This is a genomic window from Janthinobacterium sp. HH106, assembly GCF_001758725.1.
Lineage (GTDB): Bacteria > Pseudomonadota > Gammaproteobacteria > Burkholderiales > Burkholderiaceae_D > Janthinobacterium.
This window is the reverse complement of sequence record NZ_LRIC01000008.1, coordinates 136652-153369: the sequence shown is the minus strand read 5'-3', so window position 1 is coordinate 153369 and position 16718 is coordinate 136652. Positions and strand designations below refer to the sequence as shown.

Here is a 16718-nt window from a genome sequence, read left to right as displayed (position 1 = left end):
TATTTGTTGGAGCCATCATGACCACCGCACACCCTGTTTCCCCTTCAGCCAGCACCATGCCGCCCGGCGTGCTGGCGCTGGCCGTCGGCGCCTTTGCCATCGGCGTCACCGAATTCATCGTCGTCGGCATCTTGCCCGCCATTGCGAAGGATTTGCACATTTCCATCGAATCGGCCGGCTCGCTGGTGAGCCTGTACGCGCTGGCGCTGGCCATCGGCACGCCGCTGCTCGTGTTATTGATGTCGCGCCTGCCGCGCAAAGCGGCCTTGCTGGGGCTGATGAGCGTGTTCCTGGCCGGTAATTTGCTGGCTGCTTTTTCCCACACGTTTGAATTGCTGCTGGCGGGACGGGTCATCACGGCCGTGGCGCACGGCACCTTCTTTGCCATCGGCGCCACCGTGGCCGCCAGCCTGGTGAACAAGGCGCAGGCGGGCAGGGCGATTTCCGTGATGTTTGCGGGATTGACGCTGGCCATGGTGATCGGCGTGCCGTTCGGCGGCTTCCTCGGCAACCTGATGGGCTGGCGCTTGCCCTTCTTTGCCGTGGTGGTCCTGGCCGCGCTGGGTTTGGCCGCCATGGCGCGCTGGCTGCCGGCCGGTTTGCAGCAGGGTAAGGGCGGCAATGCCATGACGCAACTGGCGGCGCTCGGCAGCGGTCCGATCCTGACGATGATGGCGGTCACCACCTTCGGCTTCGGCAGCAGCTTTGCCGCGTTCACGTTCATTACGCCCATCCTGACGGATGTGACGGGCTTTTCCGCCACCATGGCCAGCGCCCTGCTGATCGTGTTCGGTATCGCCACCTTTGCCGGCAACCTGGCGGGCGGCTACCTGACCAGCCACCTGGGCTGGCAAAAAGCGCTGCGATCGATGCTGCTGTTGCTGGCCGTGACGCAAGTGGGCGTGGCGCTGGCCATCACGTCCCAGTGGCTGATGACGGTGATGCTGTTCGTCTGGGGCGTGTTCGCCTTCGGCCTGTCTCCGGCCCTGCAGGCGGGCATGCTGGCCACGGCCGAGCGCTACACGCCGCAAGCCGTCGATTTCGCTTCCGGCCTGAACATTTCCGCGTTCAACCTCGGCATTTCCTTCGGTTCCATGCTCGGCGCGCTGATGGTGTCGCGCCAGCTGATGGCGTCGTCGCCATGGGCCGGGGTGGCCGCAGCGCTGCTGGCCCTGTTGCCGCTGGCGTGGCTGGCGCGCAGGAACCTTGCCTCCCACGTGGCGGGGGCGGCCGCGCACTGAGCGCGGTCCGCCTTATTCCAGCAGGGCGGCGATCGCCAGCGGCGTGCCGCCGGTGAGTACCTGGCCCCCGTCCGGATGCGCATGGAAACGGAAGGCGTAGACGCGAAAGCCGCTGGCGGCGTCGCCGGGAAAGGCGGGGCCGTCCTGCGCCGCCAGCGGGAACGCCGCGCCATCGCCGCCCTGATAGCGCACTTGCGCCGCATCCGTCCTCGCATACGCAAACTGCACGCCGGCGCAGCGCTTGCCGCCAGCGCTGCCGGCGTAGCGCGTATAGGCGAGGAATTGTTCGCAGGCGGCGCGCAGGTCGGCCGCCGCATACACGCCATCGGGCCGCGTGACGATGGAGACCCAGGCGCTTGACGAGATCTGGCCCGGCTTGCGGTTCCAGGTCAGTTCCGCGTTGTCGTCATAGGCAGCCTTGGAAAACGGGAAAACGGCGCGCCCCAAAGCATCGAGCGGCAGCGCCAGCTGCGCGTCCTTGCCGTGCAAGGTCAGGCGCAAGCCATCCGTGGACACGCCGGCGTCGCGCGGACGCAAGCGCAGATGCTGCTGCAGCAATTGCTTGGGCTTGCCGTACTTCTCGAACCAGATCATGTGGCGGTAGGCGTCGCGATACGCGATCCAGTCGCCGCCTTCCTGGGCGCCTGCGAACGCGGGCAGCAATGCCAGGCCGAGAAGCAGGGGCTTGAGCATGCCGCTTAAAACCGGTAGCCGAGGCCGGTGGACCAGCTGATGGCGTTGCGCCGTTCGATGACGGGACTGCCGGCCGGCCCGCTGCCCAGCCGCGTGCCCGTGACGGCGCTGTTGAGCAGCCACTTGCTGCTCAGCGCCCAGTTCCAGTTGACGCCTGCCTCGATGGCGGTGACGCCGCCGGCCGGGCGGTAGTCGCGCGCGCCGCCGGCAGCAACGCTGACGGCGTAGCGCTCCTCCATCACGGCGCCGCTGGCCAGCGACACGCCGGCCGACAGGGTCACCGTATGATGGGCCGCCAGCGAGGGCAGGGTCTTTTGCACGGCGAACTGCGCGCGCCAGCCGTGCGCGCTCGTGTCGTACACCAGGTTCGACGTGACGCGCATCTGCTCGCCCAGGTAATAGCCATAAAAGCCGCCCACGTCGGGCGAGCCCTTGATGCGCCGCGTGCCGCGCAGGCGCCAGCCATCTTCCGGATCGCGCGCGTTGCTGGCGGCCAGCAGCGGGCCGTATTCAATGCCCGGCGTAGCCGACAGGTGCATGCCCGCCACGCCGCTGGCCGAGACGAACACGCCATTGCTCCACTGGACCTGCAGCAGCGGCCGCAGGACGGCGGCGCGCGGCGCGCCATCGTCCGTCGCGGAGCTGCCCGTGACCGCCGCGCCCACGTACATGTCCCGGCTCCCGTCGGGCATCATCTGCGCGCCGGCGCCGCCGGCCAGCAGCAGCGCCGGCAGCAATAACCGGGGAGAAAACCGGGGAGAAAACCGGGGAGAAAAACGGGGAGCGAACTTGTGCATGCCATCCTTTAAAAACCGAAACGGACACCGAGCGCGATGCGGTTCATCGTGCTGTCGAGTCCTTCGTATCTGACTGTCGGGGCGTGCTCCCATTCGAGCTGCAGCGCCACGTCCTTGTTGATCTGGTAAGCCGCTCCCGCGCTCGCGTACAGGCCCGTCTTGCCGGCCGATTCACCGGGCGGCGCATTCCTGCCGTCGATGGAGAATTTGACGCGGCTGCGCGCCATGCCCGCCTTGGCGAACAGCGACCAGTCCTCGTCCAGACGCCAGGTGCCGCGCGCCGCCAAGTAGGCGGCGCTGGCGCGCACCCTGAGCCGGTAGCCGGGGTCGAGGTCGAAGCTGGTCGCGCCGCCGCTGGCGCGGTAGCCGCCCTCCAGCGCCCAGGCCGGCGTCAGTTCATAGCCGGCGAAGACGCCGAAAGGCAGCGCCTTGCCGCTCGCGTCGCGCTGGCTTGTCGCGCCGCCAGCCGCATACTGGATCTTGCCGTCGCTGGCCGGGCTGATGTTGGCGCCCACGTACATGCCTTCGGCGTGGACGAGCGAGGTGGCGGCGACGGCGAGCAGGGTGCTGCATGCAAATTTTTTCATGTTCGGATTCCGGTTGAGGTAAGAGCCATGAATGTTAGGCAAACAGCGTCCCGGAATCCGCCCGTGTTTGTCTTCGAATTGTCCTCAATTTGTAGGCCGCATTTGTATAGAAAGTGTAGCAATGTGTACGGGATTGTCGAATTTGCCACAGGCGCGCCGCGCTCCACTACAATACGCCACAAAAATGGCGGCGCGGAGGAGCGATGCAAGGTGTCATGCTGGTGGAGGACGATGCGCGGCTGGCCGCGCTGGTCAAGGAATACCTGGAGCAATACGACTATGCGGTCGACGTGGTCACGCGCGGCGACCAGGCCCTGGCGCGTTTTCGCGATACCCAGCCCGAGCTGGTGATACTCGACCTGACCCTGCCCGGCGTCGACGGCCTGGTGGTGTGCCGCCAGCTGCGCCAGCTCAGCGCCGTGCCCATCCTGATACTGACGGCGCGCGAAGACACCTTCGACGAAGTCTCGGGCCTGGAGCAGGGCGCCGACGACTACGTGAACAAGCCGATCCAGCCGCGCGTGCTGCTGGCCCGCTTGCGCGCGCTGCAGCGGCGCGGCAGCGCGGCGGCCGGCAGCGATATCGTCATCGGCCAGCTGCGCGTGTCGCGCGAGAACCGCGCCGTGCACTGGCGCGGTCAGGAAATCGCCATGAACAGCGCCGAATTCAAGCTGTTCGCCATCCTGGCCGATGCCGCGGGCAAGGTCATGTCGCGCAACGACATCCTCGTCAAGATGCGCGGCATCGAATTCGATGGCCTCGACCGCAGCATCGACAACTGCATCTCGCGCCTGCGCCGCAAGTTCGACGACACCGCCGCCGAGCGCATCAAGACGGTGTGGGGCGAAGGCTACCTGCTCACGCCCTCGGCCTGGGAATGAACCGCCTGTTCTGGCGTTTCGCGCTGCTGGTGCTGCTGGCCATCGCGCTGGGCAGCGGCGTCATTTACTTCACCTTCAGCCGCCTGTTCGGCGATCCGCTCGAGCACATCGCGCGCGACCAGGCGGCCGGCCAGATATTCCTGCTGGAGCAGTACATCGACCAGGCGCCCGCCGACGAATGGCTGCCGCGCCTGAACAAGGTGCGCGAAGTGTCGGACGTCACGCTGGAACTGCAGCCGCTGGCCACAGTATTGGCGGCGCTGCCGGCCGCCCGGCGCGCGCCGCTGCTGCAAGGCGCTGTCGTGATGGACGTGGGCGGCAAGGGCTTTTACCGCCGCGTCGATGTCACGGGCGCGCGCTATGCCGGCAGCGATGACGACGTGCTCCACGCGCAGAAGCTGCCCATCGACGTGGGCCAGGCGCTGCGCATGGAGGCGATCCGTTTCGCCGTCATCGCGCTATGCCTGCTGCTGCCGCTGGGCTGGTGGACGCGCGCGCACGGCCGCAGCCTGGCGGCGCTGTCGCGCATGGCCGACGATTTCGGACGGGGCGACCTGGCCGCGCGGGCGCGGGTCAGCCCCGCGTCCAGCATCGCGCCGCTGGCGGGCCGCATCAACGACATGGCCGGGCGCATCGGTTCGCTGCTGGAGGCGCGCAAGCATTTGCTGCTGTCGGTCTCGCACGAGCTGCGCACGCCGATCGCACGGCTGGAATTCGGCCTGGAACTGCTGGCCGCGCGGCATGCGAAAGGCCAGCCCGACCTGCGGCGGCGCGTCGACGCCATGGGCGCCGATGTCGATGAATTGAAAACCCTCGTCAATGAGCTGCTGGGCCTGATGCAGCTCGATCATGCGCAGGCGCTGCCGCGCCAGTCCTTCGCGCTGGCGCCCCTGCTGCACGCCTGTCTGGCGGCGGCCTTGCCGCGCCAGGTGGACGCCGGCATCGCCGCCGACCTGGGCGAGCTGCGCGGCGACGCCCGTCTGCTGGCGCGCGCCGTCGGCAACCTGCTGGGCAATGCGGCCAAATATGCCGTTGCGCGCGTGGCGCTGTCGGCCGTGCGCGATGGCGAGGCGCTGCACATCGTTATCGAGGACGATGGTCCCGGCATTCCCGCCGACCAGCGCGAACGGGTGTTCGCCCCGTTCTACCGCCTGGAGCGCGAGCAGGACCATGCGGCCGCGGGCCACGGCCTGGGACTGGCCATCGCCGCCAGGGCCGTCGCGCTGCACGGCGGCGCCATCGCCGTCGACGATTCGCCGCTGGGCGGCGCGCGCTTCACGATTTGTATTCGGGCCTGAGCGCTGCCGCGCCGCGTCTCTGCCGCTGCGCCATGTACGAGCTGCCCATGGACGCGGCCATGATCATGGCAATCGCCAGCCACTGCCCGGCACCGAGCCGCTCGTCGAGCAGGATGTAGGCCAGCATGGCGGCCACGGCCGGTTCCATGCTGCTCATGATGCCGAACGCTTGCGGCGTCAGCCGCTTCAGGGCCACCATTTCCAGCGAAATCGGGATGGCGCTGGAAATGAGGGCCACGCCCAGGCCGATGCCCAGCACGGCGGGCGAGAGCAGGGCGGCGCCGCTGTGCATCACGCCCACGGGCACGACCACCAGCGCGGCCATGGCCAGGCCCAGCGAGACGGAATGGCCCGCATGCAGATGGCTGGCGCGCTTGCCGAAGACGATGTACGAGGCCCAGCAGACGGCCGCGCCCAGGGCGAACAGCACGCCCGTGGGATCGAGATTGCTGATGTCGTGGCCGAGCGGCAGCAGCAGCGCCAGTCCCGCCACGGCCAGGGCCACCCAGACGAAGTCGAGCGCGCGGCGCGAGGCCAGCAGCGCCACGGCCAGCGGGCCGGAAAACTCGATGGCCACGGCGATGCCGAACGGGATCGTGCGCAAGGCCATGTAGAAGCACAGGTTGGTCAAGCCCAGCGCCGCGCCGTACAGGGCCACCGTGCGCAGGTCGGCGCGGCTCAGCTGCCAGCGCCACGGGCGCCAGAACAGCAACAGCAGCAGCGCGGAAAAGCCCACACGCACGGCCGTCGTGCCTTGCGCACCGACCAGCGGGAACAGGCTGTGCTTGGCCCATGAGGTGCCCAGCCCCAGCGCGGTGACGGAACCGAGGATGGCGAGCAGGGGAATGAACGAGGAATAGCGGCGTAATGGCATGGTGATAAAAGGCTTGATATCGGAATGGTGAAAGTTTATTGTGTCTGCTCCGATATTTGCACTGCATTTTGACCTTCATGACGCAACTTTCGCTCACGCCTTCGCCCGACCTCGATGCCTTCGACCTGGCGATACTCGACATCCTGCAGCGCGATAACACGACCTCGCAACGCGAAATCGCCCAGGCCGTGCATTTGTCGGCGCCGGCCGTGCAGCGGCGCATCCGCCGCCTGCGCGAGAGCGGGGTGATCCGTCATGAAGTGGCCGTGCTCGACGCGAGCCGGTTGGGCCGTCCCTTGATCTTGACGGTGGAAGTGCATTTGCACGACGAGCACCCGCAGCGCACGGCCGGCATGCGCGCGCGCATCATGGCCGAGCCTGCCATCCAGCAGTGCTACGGCATCACGGGCGAGGCCGATTACCTGCTGATCATTACCGCCAGCAGCATGGCCGAATACGAGGCACTGACGGAACGCCTGTTCGGCGGCGACGACAATATCCGGCGCTACCGTACCTCGGTGGCGCTGACCTGCCTCAAGATGGGCTTGCACGTGCCGCTGGCATAGGATCGGACAGATGACGATCTCCAACAAGAAGCAAGCGGCCGTGAAGGCAGCCATGCCCGCCAGCCTGCGCGCCGCCGTGGCCGGCTATCGATGGGTGCGCGACAGCGCCGGTGAATCGGACGCTGCCGTCTACCGGCTGCAGGGCAGGGACGGCGCGCCGGACCTGTTTTTGAAGCATGGCAAGGGTGTTGCCGCCGCCGAGCTCGCCGATGAACTGGTGCGCCTGCGCTGGCTGGTGCAGTACCTGCCCGTGCCGGTCGTGCTCCAGTTCGCCCAGGCGGCAGACCCGCAGCAGGTATGGCTGCTGACGGCGGCGCTGCCGGGCAAGACGGCGCACGAATTACTGGAAGCCGATCCCGAGATTGGCCTCGCCGTGGCCGACGCGCTGGCAGCCTTCCTGCGCCGCCTGCATGCGCTGCCCGTCGATGCCTGCCCGTTCGACGCCAGCCCTGCCGTCCGGCTGGCCCAGGCGCGCCAGCGCATCGATGCGGGCCTGGTCGATGCCGACGATTTCGATGCCGGGCGCCAAGGCTGGACGGCGGAACAGGTGTGGGCGACGCTGCAGGATTGCCAGCCCGTCGCGCCCGACCTCGTCGTTACGCATGGCGATTTTTCGCTGGAGAATATCCTCCTGCACGAAGGCGCCGTCGTCGGCTGCCTCGACGTGGGACGGGCGGGCGTTGCCGACCGCTACCAGGACCTGGCCATCGCCTGGCGTGCTCTCGGTCAGTTGGACGCCGCGCTACAGCAAAGGTTTGCTGAACAATATGGGCTCCTTGATATCGATCAAGGCAAGCTGGCATTCCATTTGCTGCTCGACGAGCTGTTTTGAAGGCTGCCAGCCATCAAGGCTCTTCGCGCTCGGCATCGCGTTCGCGGCAGCTCAAGGACGCGTAATGACCTTGGGGCAGCCGGGCCTGGATGGCAACCTCGCTCAGTGCATGCCCGATATCGACGGGGTCGGTCAGGGTGCAGCGCTGGGCGCGGGCGAACGCCTGCAGCTTCTGCGTGCTGCCCTGCACCTTGACCGTCACGCCGGCCCCGGGGCTGACGCAGCAGCCGATGTATTGCGTGATGTATTCTTCCTCGATCAGCACCAGTGCATGCCCCATGAAGCCGGCCGGCTTTTTCAACAGGTAATAATCGGTGTAATCAAAGCGCTGGTCCGGGTGCTTGCCGACGTAGCCTTCGCGCATGTAGGCGGCGATGGCCTTGCCGGAGGTGCCGGTTCTTTCCGTCGTGCCCTTTTTCAGGTGCAGCGCCTGGATCAGACCGCTTTCAAGCCCGGGATCGGCAGCGGCCAGGGCGCTGGAGGCGCAGGCGGCGAGAAAAAGCGAGCCGATCAGGCGGCGGGTGCGGCATGCCGGCATGGGAGTGATTGCTTGCATATATTTCAGGTGAAGGGGGAGAAGACGCGCAGTGTAGCCCACGCCAGCCTGAGTGCGTGGCACAATGCGTGATCCGCACGCCACGTGCCACTGACCCCAGGACTTTCATGACCCGCGCCATCCTTGACGAAGCCCAGATCCATCCCGCCGCCCGCCCTTTGATCGGCAGCAAGCACCAGGACATCGTGCGCGAGGTGCAGGCGGCCATCGCCGCGCACCAGGTAGTGGTGGTCGGCATGGCGCTCAACCCGTTCCCGCGCAAGGCGCGCAAGATACTCGACGTGCTGGGCACGCCTTATCAGTACCTGCAATACGGCAGCTATCTGAACCAGTGGCACCGCCGCAATGCCTTGAAAATGTGGACGGGTTGGCCCACGTTTCCCATGATTTTCGTTAACGGCGTGCTCATCGGCGGCGCCAGCGAGCTGCAAAAGCTCGTGGAAAATGGCGAGTTCAGCGCCATGCTGGCGAAGAAGCTGCGCCAGTTCTGACCTGTTCCTTACTCGCCCGGCCGCCACGGCGACTTGCGCGTGCGCAAGGGGTCGAGCAAGCTGCGTAAATCGTTGTGGTCGAGCTCGTACATCAGCGCAATTAAACTGCCCAGTTCGCCCGAGGGGAAGCCCTCGCGCGCGAACCAGCCCAGGTAGTGTCCCGGCAAATCGGCCAGCAAGCGTCCCTGATATTTCCCGTATGGCATTTCGCGCGTGACCAGCAGCGCCAGTTTTTCTGAATTCATGGTGGTGACCCCGTGTTGATGCGGCCAGTGTAGCAGACCATTGCATTGTTGAGTTGAGCGCAATTATCTTCTTCCCGATCAGGTATTTTTCGGAACAAAGAAAACCCCGATACTGCATGCCAACATCATTGATCGGAGTTTGCCATGCCCATTGCCTTGCTCGCGCTGACCCTCAGCGCCTTTGCCATCGGAACCACCGAGTTTGTCATCGTGGGACTGTTGCCCACCATCGCCGCGGACCTGGGCGTCAACCTGCCTTCGGCCGGCCTGCTGGTCAGCCTGTATGCGCTGGGCGTCGCCGTCGGCGCGCCCGTGCTGACTGCCCTGACGGGCAAGATTCCGCGCAAAACCCTGTTGCTGTCGTTGATGGTCTTGTTCACCCTGGGCAATTTGCTGGCGTGGAAATCACCGGGCTATGCAACCCTCGTCGTCGCCCGCATCCTGACGGGGCTGGCGCATGGCGTGTTCTTTTCCATCGGCTCGACCATCGCCACCTCACTGGTGCCGAAGGACAAGGCGGCCAGCGCGATTGCCATCATGTTTACGGGCTTGACCGTGGCCCTGGTGACGGGCGTGCCGCTGGGCACCTTCATCGGCCAGCATTTCGGCTGGCGCGAAACCTTCCTCGCCGTCTCGGCCCTGGGTCTGGTGGCGTTCATCGGCAGTCTGCTGTACGTGCCGTCGACCATCAAGCACAGCAAGCCCGCCTCGCTGCTGCAGCAAGTGCGGGTGCTGGGCCAGCCCCGGCTGCTGCTGGTGTATGCCATGACGGCCGTCGGCTATGGCGGCTCCTTCATCGCCTTTACCTATCTGGCGCCGATTTTGCAGCAAGTGTCGGGTTTCAGCGCCGGCGCCGTGGGCGCGGTGATGCTCGTGTATGGCGTGTCCGTGGCGTTCGGCAATATCTGGGGCGGCAAGCTGGCCGACAGCAAGGGTCCAGTGAGTGCCCTGAAACTGATCTTTTTGCTGCTGGCAGCCGTTTTGCTGCTGCTGACCTTCACGGCGCCGCATCCCGTGCTCGTCGTCATCACCGTGCTGCTGTGGGGGGCCGTGGCCTTCGGTAACGTGGCCGGTTTGCAAGTGTATGTCGTGCAGCAAGCGGAGCACTTCACGCCCCGCGCCGTGGATGTGGCATCGGGCCTGAATATCGCCGCTTTTAACCTTGGCATCGCCGGCGGCGCCTGGGGCGGCGGCCTGATCGTCGAACACCTGGGCCTCGTGCACACGGGCTGGATCGGCGCGCTGGTCGTGCTGGGCGCCTTCGGCTTGACGGCCCTGAGCGGCCGGATGGACCGTTTGAACCCGATTCCCGTGCGCAGCGGCGGCGAGAAATCGCTGCATGCGGTGGGGCATTAAGCCTGCTTGATCTGCAAGCAAGTTGCTGGCACGGGCGAGAGCAGGGTTTACAATGGTGTTTCCCTTTCTCTCGCCCATACTCCCCATGTCCGATACCGCAATGTTACCGCTGCGCCTGCGCGCCGCCATCAACCCGAAACCGCTGGGCGTAGCCCTGTTGCTCATCGTGCTAGGCGCCTGGTACCTGGCGCTGACGGTGGGCGCCACCCAGTCCGCGCTGTACGTGGTGGGCGCCTTGCTCGGCATCACCCTGTATCACGCGGCCTTCGGTTTTACATCGGCCTGGCGCGTCTTCATTGCCGATGGCCGCGGCGACGGCTTGCGCGCGCAAATGCTGATGCTGGCCGTGGGCGTGGCGCTGTTCTTTCCCGCGCTGTCGGCCGGCACCCTGTTCGGCACGCCCGTCGCCGGCCTGGTGTCTCCCGCCGGCACGTCCGTCATCTTCGGCGCCTTCATCTTCGGCATCGGCATGCAGCTGGGCGGCGGCTGCGCCTCCGGCACCTTATATACAGTCGGCGGGGGCAGCACGCGCATGCTCATCACCCTGGCTGCCTTCATCGTCGGCTCCGTGATCGGCACGGCGCACATGCCGTTCTGGACGGCGCTGCCGCAACTTCAACCCATTTCCCTCGTCACGACCCTGGGCCTGGTGCCCGCGCTGGCGCTGAACTGGATCGTCTTCGCGCTGATCGCCGGCATCACGGTCTTCGTTGAAAAGCGCCGTCATGGCAAGCTCGTCGCCACGCCGCTGCGTCCGTCGCAGGCGTCGCCCTGGCTGCACGGCCCCTGGCCGCTGGTGGCGGGCGCCATCGCGCTCGTCGTGCTCAATTTCATCACCCTGGCGCTGTCGGGCCGGCCGTGGGGCGTGACGTCCGCGTTTGCCCTGTGGGGCGCGAAAGCCGCGTCCGTGGTCGGCATCGACACGGCCAGCTGGGCCTATTGGTCGACCAAGGCCAACGCGGCCGCCCTGGCCGCGCCGCTGACGCAGGACAAGACTTCCGTGATGGATATCGGCATCGTGCTGGGCGCCATGCTGGCGGCGGCCCTGGCCGGCCGCTACGCGCCCGTGTGGCGCATCCCGCGCCGCTCGGTCATCGCCGCCGTCGTCGGCGGCTTGCTGCTCGGCTACGGCGCGCGCCTGGCCTACGGCTGCAATATCGGCGCCTACTTCAGCGGCATCGTTTCGGGCAGCCTGCACGGCTGGCTGTGGCTGCTCTGCGCCTTCCTGGGCAACGTCATCGGCACGCGCTTGCGTCCGTGGTTCGGCCTGGAAGTGGAAAAAGTGAAGCCGACCGGCTGCTGAGTTATCCACCGTCAATGACCGTACCGAAAACTAATGGAGCAATGTGCATGGATGTCGAGTACCAGGCGTTTTTACACGCGTTTCCCCCGGCGCAGCGCGTGAGCGCCGATGCCGGCAAGCTGGCTGCCTTTACGGAGCACGTACTGGGCGTGGCCTTGCCCGACGACCTCGCGGCATTTCTGCGGCAGGTGGGCGGCGGCTATTTCGGCCGCAACGATCTGTACTTTTTTGGTGACGGCGCAACGCCGGCGCCGCGCGATTGCCTGCAGGAGTGGAACCGTCAAGATTTCTGGACGGAGATTTTCCCGTGCCCGGCAGAGGGCGGTCCCGTGTTCTTTGCCGAAACCTGCTTTGGCGATCAGCTCGGCTACCGCCACGATGGCGACAGCGTGCTCTATTTGCTGTTCGCCATCGATACCTTCGAATCGTTCGTGCTTGCGCATAGCGCACAGGAACTGTTCGCACAGGTGCTGACCGAGCGCTTTGCCCTGGTCGATGCGCGTCGCCTGCAGGCCGTCGAAAGCCAGCTTGGCCCATTGCGCCAGGGCATGCATTATGCGCCGCTGGTGAGCCCGCTGCTGGGCGGCAGCGGCGCGGCGGACAACTTCTGCCAGGAAACGCCGAATGTGCACTTCAGAACGGCGCTGGCCGCGCTGCATGCCGCGCGGCGCGCCTCGGGCGGCTAGTGTGGCGGCTGGCTGGGGGGCGCTTTTAGCCGCCTCCAGCAACGGGCGCGGCAATCCGGTGTATATTGCCGCCCACCTTAGCTCAGTACCGTATCTGCCATGTCCCCAGCGATCCTGTTTGCCGTCGTCCTCGCGTATTTCCTGATCCTGCTGGGCGTGGCATGGCGCACCTCGCGCCACGCCACCAATGAGAGTTTCTTCATCGGCAACAAGGACAGCAACTGGATGCTGGTGGCCTTCGGCATGGTCGGCACCACGCTCACGGGCGTGACCTTCATCAGCGTGCCCGGCGCCGTGGGCAGCAACGGTTTCGGCTACATCCAGCTGATGATCGGCTATGTGCTCGGCTACCTGGCCATCACGTTTATTTTGCTGCCGCTGTATTACCGGCTGCAGCTCACTTCCATTTACCGCTACCTGGAACTGCGCCTGGGCCGGCGCTCCTACCAGAGCGGGGCGGCGTTTTTCATCGTCTCGCGGCTGCTGGGCGCCACGGCGCGGCTGTATCTGGTGGTCAATATCCTGCAAGCCACCATACTCGACAGCCTGGGCGTGCCGTTCTGGCTGACGTCGTGCGTCGTGCTGCTGCTGATCCTGCTGTACACGTACGAGGGCGGCGTGAAAACCATCGTCTGGACCGATACCCTGCAAACGGCGTGCATGCTGGCCGGCCTCGTCATCTGCAGCGTGTTTTTGCTGCACGCGATGGACCTGTCGCTCGTCGACAGCCTGGAGCGCATGCGCGCGCAAGGGTTCACGCGCATCTTCACCGTCGATCCGGACAGCCCCGCCTATGTGTGGAAGCACATTCTTGCCGGCATGTTCATCACGATTGCCATGACGGGCATGGACCAGGAAATGATGCAAAAGAACATTTCCGTGCGCACCTTGCGCGACTCGCAAAAGAACATGCTCAGCCTGACCGTGGTGCTGACGGGCGTCTTGCTGCTGTTCCTCTTCCTCGGCGGCTTGCTGCACCTGTATGCGCCGCTGGCCGGCGTCAGCGCGACAGGCGATAAACTGTTTCCCGCCGTCGTGCTGGGGCACTTTCCCGCCGTGGTGCAGTTGATTTTTTTCATCGCCCTCATTTCCGCCCTGTTTCCCAGCGTGGATGGGGCATTGACGGCGCTCACGTCCACCTTCTGCATCGACATCCTGGGCGTGCAGCGCAGGCCGGACTTGAGCGCGGCCGCGCAGATGCGCTGGCGCCGCCGTGTGCACCTGGGGTTCGCCGCCCTGTTCCTGATATTGATCATGGCCTTCAAATGGCTGGATGACCCCAGCATGATAGGCGTGATCCTGAAGCTGGCCAGCTATACCTATGGTCCGCTGCTGGGTCTGTTCGCCTTCGGCCTGCTGAGCCGGCGCGGCGTACGCGACCGCTGGGTGCCGCTGGTGGCCGTGGCCGGGCCGCTGCTGTGCGCGCTAATCGAAGGGGAGCAGGCGCGGCTGTTCGAGCATTACCGCATCGGCCTGGAACTGCTGATCCTGAACGGCGCCTTGGTACTCGCAGGCCTGTTCCTCATTTCCACGCCCCCGGGGCAGGGCGGCCAGGACACGCAATACTTGTCAAAATAAGACGAATCCCAAGGCGATCGCGGCCATTTTCAGCTATATTGATTTCCTTTAGGTACATAACCTCACGGAGCATCGATGTCACTCAACCCCTTCCCGCCGCTACGCCGCGGCTTTGGCGCATTCTGGCGCGCGCTGGACGCCACCCGCCGCGCGGTCATCAACCTGATTTTCCTGCTGATCGTCATCGCCATCCTGATCGCCATCTTTGGCGGCGGCGCCAAGCCCCTGGCGGACAAGACCACCCTGGTACTCGACTTGCAAGGCCCGCTGGTCGAGGAAACCCCGGGCGGCGTGCGCGAGGCCGTGCTGGCCAATGTCAGCGGCGAAGTCAAGAAAAGCGTGCAGCTGCGCGACGTGCTGGCGGTGCTCGACACGGCCGGCAAGGACAAGAACATCGGTTCCATGGTGATCCTGCTCGACGAATTGCAGGGCGGCGGCCTGGCGTCGCTGCGCGAAGTGGCGGCCGGCGTCGAGCGTTTCCGCGCCACGGGCAAGAAAGTGACGGCCTGGGGTTCGAGCTACAACCAGCGCCAGTACCTGGTGGCGGCCAAGGCCGACGAGGTATTTCTGCACCCGATGGGCGGCGTCATGCTGGAAGGCTTCGGCCGCTACCGCAATTACTACCGCGACGCGCTCGACAAGGTGGGCGTGACCGTCAACCTGCTGAAAGTGGGCACGTATAAAAGCGCGGCCGAGCCGTTCATCGCCAACGGCCCGTCCGAAGCGGCGGCTGAAGCGGACCGCTACCTGAACAACGGCCTGTGGACCACCTACACGACGGATGTGGAAAAGGCGCGCAAGCTGCCGGCCGGCGCCATCATGCAAACGATCGACAACCTGCCCGCGCTGATGACGGCGGCGGGCGGCGACATTGCCAAGCTGTCGCTCAATGGAAAACTGGTCGACGGCCTGAAAACGCGCGATGAACTGCGCCAGTTCATGATGGCGCGCGGCGCCAAGAACACGGAAGGCACGAACTTCCGCCAGGTGAACTACACCGATTACCTGGCGCGCCTGCGCCCCGTGCACATCGGCGACGCCGTCGGCGTGGTCATCGCCTCGGGCGAAATCGGCGACGGCATCGCGCCACCGGGCGCCATCGGCGGCCTGTCCACCTCGCGTCTGATCCGCCAGGCGCGCGAAGACAAGTCGATCAAGGCCGTCGTGCTGCGCGTCGATTCGCCGGGCGGCAGCGCCTTCGGCTCGGAACTGATCCGCCGCGAACTGGAACTGACGCGCGCCGCCGGCAAGCCGGTGGTCGTCTCGATGGGCAACGTGGCCGCTTCGGGCGGCTACTGGATCAGCACCTCGTCGGACGAAGTGATCGCCGACGCGGCTACCATCACCGGCTCCATCGGCGTGTTCGCGATTCTGCCGACGGCCGACAAGGTGGTGGAAAAGCTGGGCATCCACACGGCCGGCTCGCCGACCACGTGGCTGGCCGACGCGGGCAACCCCTTGCGTCCGCTCGATCCCCGCTTCGCCGAAGTGATCCAGGGTTCGATCAACCACGTGTATGGCGACTTCCTGAACCTGGCGGCCAAGGCGCGCAAGACGACGCCGGAAAAGATCGATGCAGTGGCGCAGGGCCGCGTCTGGACGGGCTTGCAGGCGAAAGAGCGCAACCTGGTCGACCGCATCGGCAGCTATGGCGATGCGCTGGCCTCGGCCGCCAAGCGGGCCAATCTGGGCGCCGACTACCGCGTGACCTACCTGGAACAGGAAACGTCGAACGTCGACCGCCTGATCGGCATGTTCGGTTCCAAGGCCATGGCCTCGCTGGGGCTGGGCGAACACGTGAAACTGGGCCTGGCCGGCACGGGCTTGCCGGCCGACGCGGCGCTGGGCATGGCGCAGGACCTCTCCTGGCTGTCGGGCATCACGCGCGAGCGCAAACCGTTCATGGCGCTTACGCACTGCCTGTGCGAGGTGCCCTTGGGCGGCAAGTAAGGTCAGGCCTTACACGGCAATATAGATGACATCTCCAAGCCGGCTTCGCCCGGCTTGTTTTCCTTGAGGAGCAGACTATGGCAAGCGACATGAGTGGACCCACGGGTATCACCATCCGCCCTTGCATCAAGGGCGATGAACAGGCGCTGGCGCTGGTGGGACAGGCCACCTTTCTGGAAGCGTTCGCCGGCATCCTCGATGGCGCCGACGTCATCGCCCATTGCCAGCGCCAGCATGACGCGCAGCTGTACCGCGACTGGCTGGCGCTGCCGGCCATGCGCCTGTGGCTGGCCGAGGCTATGCCCGGCGGCGCACCCGTCGGTTATCTGGTGCTCAGTCCCGCCAGCCTGCCGGTGGCGGACCCGCGTCCGGACGACCTGGAAATCAAGCGCATCTACCTGCTGCACCGCTTCCAGGGCCGGCGCGTGGGCCAGCGCCTGATGCAGGCGGCGCTGAGCCAAGCGCGCGCCGGCGGGGCAGGGCGCGTGCTGCTGGGCGTGTACGCGGAAAACCACGACGCGCTGGCGTTCTATGCGCGCTGCGGCTTTGCGCAGGTGGGACGGCGCACCTTCCGCGTCGGCCGCACCGACTACCAGGATGTCATCCTCGGCATGACCTTGTAAATTCAGGTAAAGAATCGCCGTCGTCTGTGACCACTTGATCCCCGCGCGGCGCCGGGTCAAGGCGGCTGGCGGGAGATTTGTAGCGAGTTTGTATCTGCATGCGAGTCGCCCGCGTCTGGCGCACGTCGGGCGATGAAGCCCCGCAAGCCTGATTTTTCCAC

18 protein-coding genes are annotated in these 16718 nt (G+C 66.0%); 12 read left to right on the top strand and 6 right to left on the bottom strand.

Annotated features, from left to right (window positions below; genetic code table 11):
* Nucleotides 1-17: 17 nt before the first annotated feature.
* Nucleotides 18-1241: an MFS transporter gene (locus JAB8_RS05000; RefSeq protein WP_070288737.1), complete on the top strand. Its 1224-nt coding sequence runs from the start codon at nt 18-20 to the stop codon at nt 1239-1241.
* 12 nt (nt 1242-1253) lie between these two features.
* Here JAB8_RS05000 and JAB8_RS04995 read toward each other — a convergent pair whose 3' ends face one another.
* Genes JAB8_RS04995 through JAB8_RS04985 form a run of 3 tightly spaced genes read right to left on the bottom strand, consistent with a single transcriptional unit; the run spans nt 1254 to nt 3318 of the window.
* Nucleotides 1254-1934, bottom strand: coding sequence for a hypothetical protein (locus tag JAB8_RS04995; protein WP_070288736.1), 681 nt, complete (start codon nt 1932-1934; stop codon nt 1254-1256).
* Nucleotides 1935-1939: 5 nt separating this feature from the next.
* The gene (locus tag JAB8_RS04990) at nt 1940-2731 is read right to left on the bottom strand and encodes a MipA/OmpV family protein (RefSeq protein WP_071654383.1); all 792 of its coding nucleotides are present in this window, start codon (nt 2729-2731) and stop codon (nt 1940-1942) included.
* Between the two features lie 8 nt (nt 2732-2739).
* Nucleotides 2740-3318, bottom strand: a complete 579-nt coding sequence (locus JAB8_RS04985; protein ID WP_070288735.1) for a porin family protein — start codon at nt 3316-3318, stop codon at nt 2740-2742.
* A gap of 203 nt (nt 3319-3521) precedes the next feature.
* Between JAB8_RS04985 and JAB8_RS04980 the strand changes: the two genes are divergently transcribed.
* Together JAB8_RS04980 and JAB8_RS04975 are read left to right on the top strand one after the other, a co-directional pair.
* Nucleotides 3522-4199 (top strand): response regulator transcription factor, encoded by a 678-nt coding sequence (locus JAB8_RS04980; RefSeq protein WP_070224073.1) that lies wholly within the window; start codon nt 3522-3524, stop codon nt 4197-4199.
* Nucleotides 4196-5497 (top strand): ATP-binding protein, encoded by a 1302-nt coding sequence (locus JAB8_RS04975; RefSeq protein ID WP_070288734.1) that lies wholly within the window; start codon nt 4196-4198, stop codon nt 5495-5497. Before JAB8_RS04980 ends, JAB8_RS04975 begins: the two co-directional genes overlap by 4 nt.
* Here the strand turns inward: JAB8_RS04975 and JAB8_RS04970 are convergent.
* On the bottom strand, nt 5475-6371 hold the full coding sequence (locus tag JAB8_RS04970) for a DMT family transporter (RefSeq protein WP_070288733.1): 897 nt from the start codon (nt 6369-6371) through the stop codon (nt 5475-5477). The two genes, JAB8_RS04975 and JAB8_RS04970, sit on opposite strands and share 23 nt — an antisense overlap.
* 77 nt (nt 6372-6448) lie before the next feature.
* On the opposite strand from JAB8_RS04970, the gene JAB8_RS04965 reads away from it, so the two are divergent.
* The gene (locus JAB8_RS04965; protein WP_070288813.1) at nt 6449-6937 is read left to right on the top strand and encodes an Lrp/AsnC family transcriptional regulator; all 489 of its coding nucleotides are present in this window, start codon (nt 6449-6451) and stop codon (nt 6935-6937) included.
* Between the two features lie 10 nt (nt 6938-6947).
* On the top strand, nt 6948-7769 hold the full coding sequence (locus JAB8_RS04960) for an APH(3') family aminoglycoside O-phosphotransferase (RefSeq protein WP_070288732.1): 822 nt from the start codon (nt 6948-6950) through the stop codon (nt 7767-7769).
* A gap of 13 nt (nt 7770-7782) precedes the next feature.
* Here JAB8_RS04960 and JAB8_RS04955 read toward each other — a convergent pair whose 3' ends face one another.
* On the bottom strand, nt 7783-8325 hold the full coding sequence (locus JAB8_RS04955; RefSeq protein WP_139142949.1) for a hypothetical protein: 543 nt from the start codon (nt 8323-8325) through the stop codon (nt 7783-7785).
* 107 nt (nt 8326-8432) lie between these two features.
* Between JAB8_RS04955 and JAB8_RS04950 the strand changes: the two genes are divergently transcribed.
* The gene (locus JAB8_RS04950) at nt 8433-8816 is read left to right on the top strand and encodes a glutaredoxin (protein WP_070224062.1); all 384 of its coding nucleotides are present in this window, start codon (nt 8433-8435) and stop codon (nt 8814-8816) included.
* A gap of 8 nt (nt 8817-8824) precedes the next feature.
* Here the strand turns inward: JAB8_RS04950 and JAB8_RS04945 are convergent, their stop codons facing one another.
* Nucleotides 8825-9061: a DUF3820 family protein gene (locus tag JAB8_RS04945; RefSeq protein WP_034749909.1), complete on the bottom strand. Its 237-nt coding sequence runs from the start codon at nt 9059-9061 to the stop codon at nt 8825-8827.
* Nucleotides 9062-9205: 144 nt separating this feature from the next.
* Between JAB8_RS04945 and JAB8_RS04940 the strand changes: the two genes are divergently transcribed.
* From JAB8_RS04940 to JAB8_RS04915, 6 genes are all read left to right on the top strand, one after another.
* Entirely contained in the window at nt 9206-10417 is a 1212-nt protein-coding gene (locus tag JAB8_RS04940) for an MFS transporter (protein WP_070288730.1), read from the top strand.
* 85 nt (nt 10418-10502) lie between these two features.
* On the top strand, nt 10503-11720 hold the full coding sequence (locus JAB8_RS04935) for a YeeE/YedE family protein (protein WP_070288729.1): 1218 nt from the start codon (nt 10503-10505) through the stop codon (nt 11718-11720).
* 47 nt (nt 11721-11767) lie between these two features.
* Nucleotides 11768-12406, top strand: a complete 639-nt coding sequence (locus JAB8_RS04930) for an SMI1/KNR4 family protein (protein WP_070288728.1) — start codon at nt 11768-11770, stop codon at nt 12404-12406.
* Nucleotides 12407-12505: 99 nt separating this feature from the next.
* Nucleotides 12506-13984 carry a sodium:solute symporter gene (locus JAB8_RS04925; RefSeq protein ID WP_070288727.1) on the top strand — a complete coding sequence of 493 codons (1479 nt, stop codon included), beginning with the start codon at nt 12506-12508 and terminating at the stop codon, nt 13982-13984.
* Nucleotides 13985-14059: 75 nt separating this feature from the next.
* Entirely contained in the window at nt 14060-15934 is a 1875-nt protein-coding gene (gene sppA, locus JAB8_RS04920) for a signal peptide peptidase SppA (RefSeq protein WP_070224056.1), read from the top strand.
* Between the two features lie 89 nt (nt 15935-16023).
* Nucleotides 16024-16557 (top strand): GNAT family N-acetyltransferase, encoded by a 534-nt coding sequence (locus JAB8_RS04915; RefSeq protein WP_070288726.1) that lies wholly within the window; start codon nt 16024-16026, stop codon nt 16555-16557.
* Nucleotides 16558-16718: the final 161 nt, after the last annotated feature.

Coding starts and splice junctions, on each gene's coding strand:
- JAB8_RS05000 (WP_070288737.1), top strand. CDS start 18: ATGACCACCGCACACCCTGTTTCCCCTTCAGCCAGCACCATGCCGCCC.
- JAB8_RS04995 (WP_070288736.1), bottom strand. CDS start 1,934: ATGCTCAAGCCCCTGCTTCTCGGCCTGGCATTGCTGCCCGCGTTCGCA.
- JAB8_RS04990 (WP_071654383.1), bottom strand. CDS start 2,731: ATGCACAAGTTCGCTCCCCGTTTTTCTCCCCGGTTTTCTCCCCGGTTT.
- JAB8_RS04985 (WP_070288735.1), bottom strand. CDS start 3,318: ATGAAAAAATTTGCATGCAGCACCCTGCTCGCCGTCGCCGCCACCTCG.
- JAB8_RS04980 (WP_070224073.1), top strand. CDS start 3,522: ATGCAAGGTGTCATGCTGGTGGAGGACGATGCGCGGCTGGCCGCGCTG.
- JAB8_RS04975 (WP_070288734.1), top strand. CDS start 4,196: ATGAACCGCCTGTTCTGGCGTTTCGCGCTGCTGGTGCTGCTGGCCATC.
- JAB8_RS04970 (WP_070288733.1), bottom strand. CDS start 6,371: ATGCCATTACGCCGCTATTCCTCGTTCATTCCCCTGCTCGCCATCCTC.
- JAB8_RS04965 (WP_070288813.1), top strand. CDS start 6,449: ATGACGCAACTTTCGCTCACGCCTTCGCCCGACCTCGATGCCTTCGAC.
- JAB8_RS04960 (WP_070288732.1), top strand. CDS start 6,948: ATGACGATCTCCAACAAGAAGCAAGCGGCCGTGAAGGCAGCCATGCCC.
- JAB8_RS04955 (WP_139142949.1), bottom strand. CDS start 8,325: ATGCAAGCAATCACTCCCATGCCGGCATGCCGCACCCGCCGCCTGATC.
- JAB8_RS04950 (WP_070224062.1), top strand. CDS start 8,433: ATGACCCGCGCCATCCTTGACGAAGCCCAGATCCATCCCGCCGCCCGC.
- JAB8_RS04945 (WP_034749909.1), bottom strand. CDS start 9,061: ATGAATTCAGAAAAACTGGCGCTGCTGGTCACGCGCGAAATGCCATAC.
- JAB8_RS04940 (WP_070288730.1), top strand. CDS start 9,206: ATGCCCATTGCCTTGCTCGCGCTGACCCTCAGCGCCTTTGCCATCGGA.
- JAB8_RS04935 (WP_070288729.1), top strand. CDS start 10,503: ATGTCCGATACCGCAATGTTACCGCTGCGCCTGCGCGCCGCCATCAAC.
- JAB8_RS04930 (WP_070288728.1), top strand. CDS start 11,768: ATGGATGTCGAGTACCAGGCGTTTTTACACGCGTTTCCCCCGGCGCAG.
- JAB8_RS04925 (WP_070288727.1), top strand. CDS start 12,506: ATGTCCCCAGCGATCCTGTTTGCCGTCGTCCTCGCGTATTTCCTGATC.
- sppA (WP_070224056.1), top strand. CDS start 14,060: ATGTCACTCAACCCCTTCCCGCCGCTACGCCGCGGCTTTGGCGCATTC.
- JAB8_RS04915 (WP_070288726.1), top strand. CDS start 16,024: ATGAGTGGACCCACGGGTATCACCATCCGCCCTTGCATCAAGGGCGAT.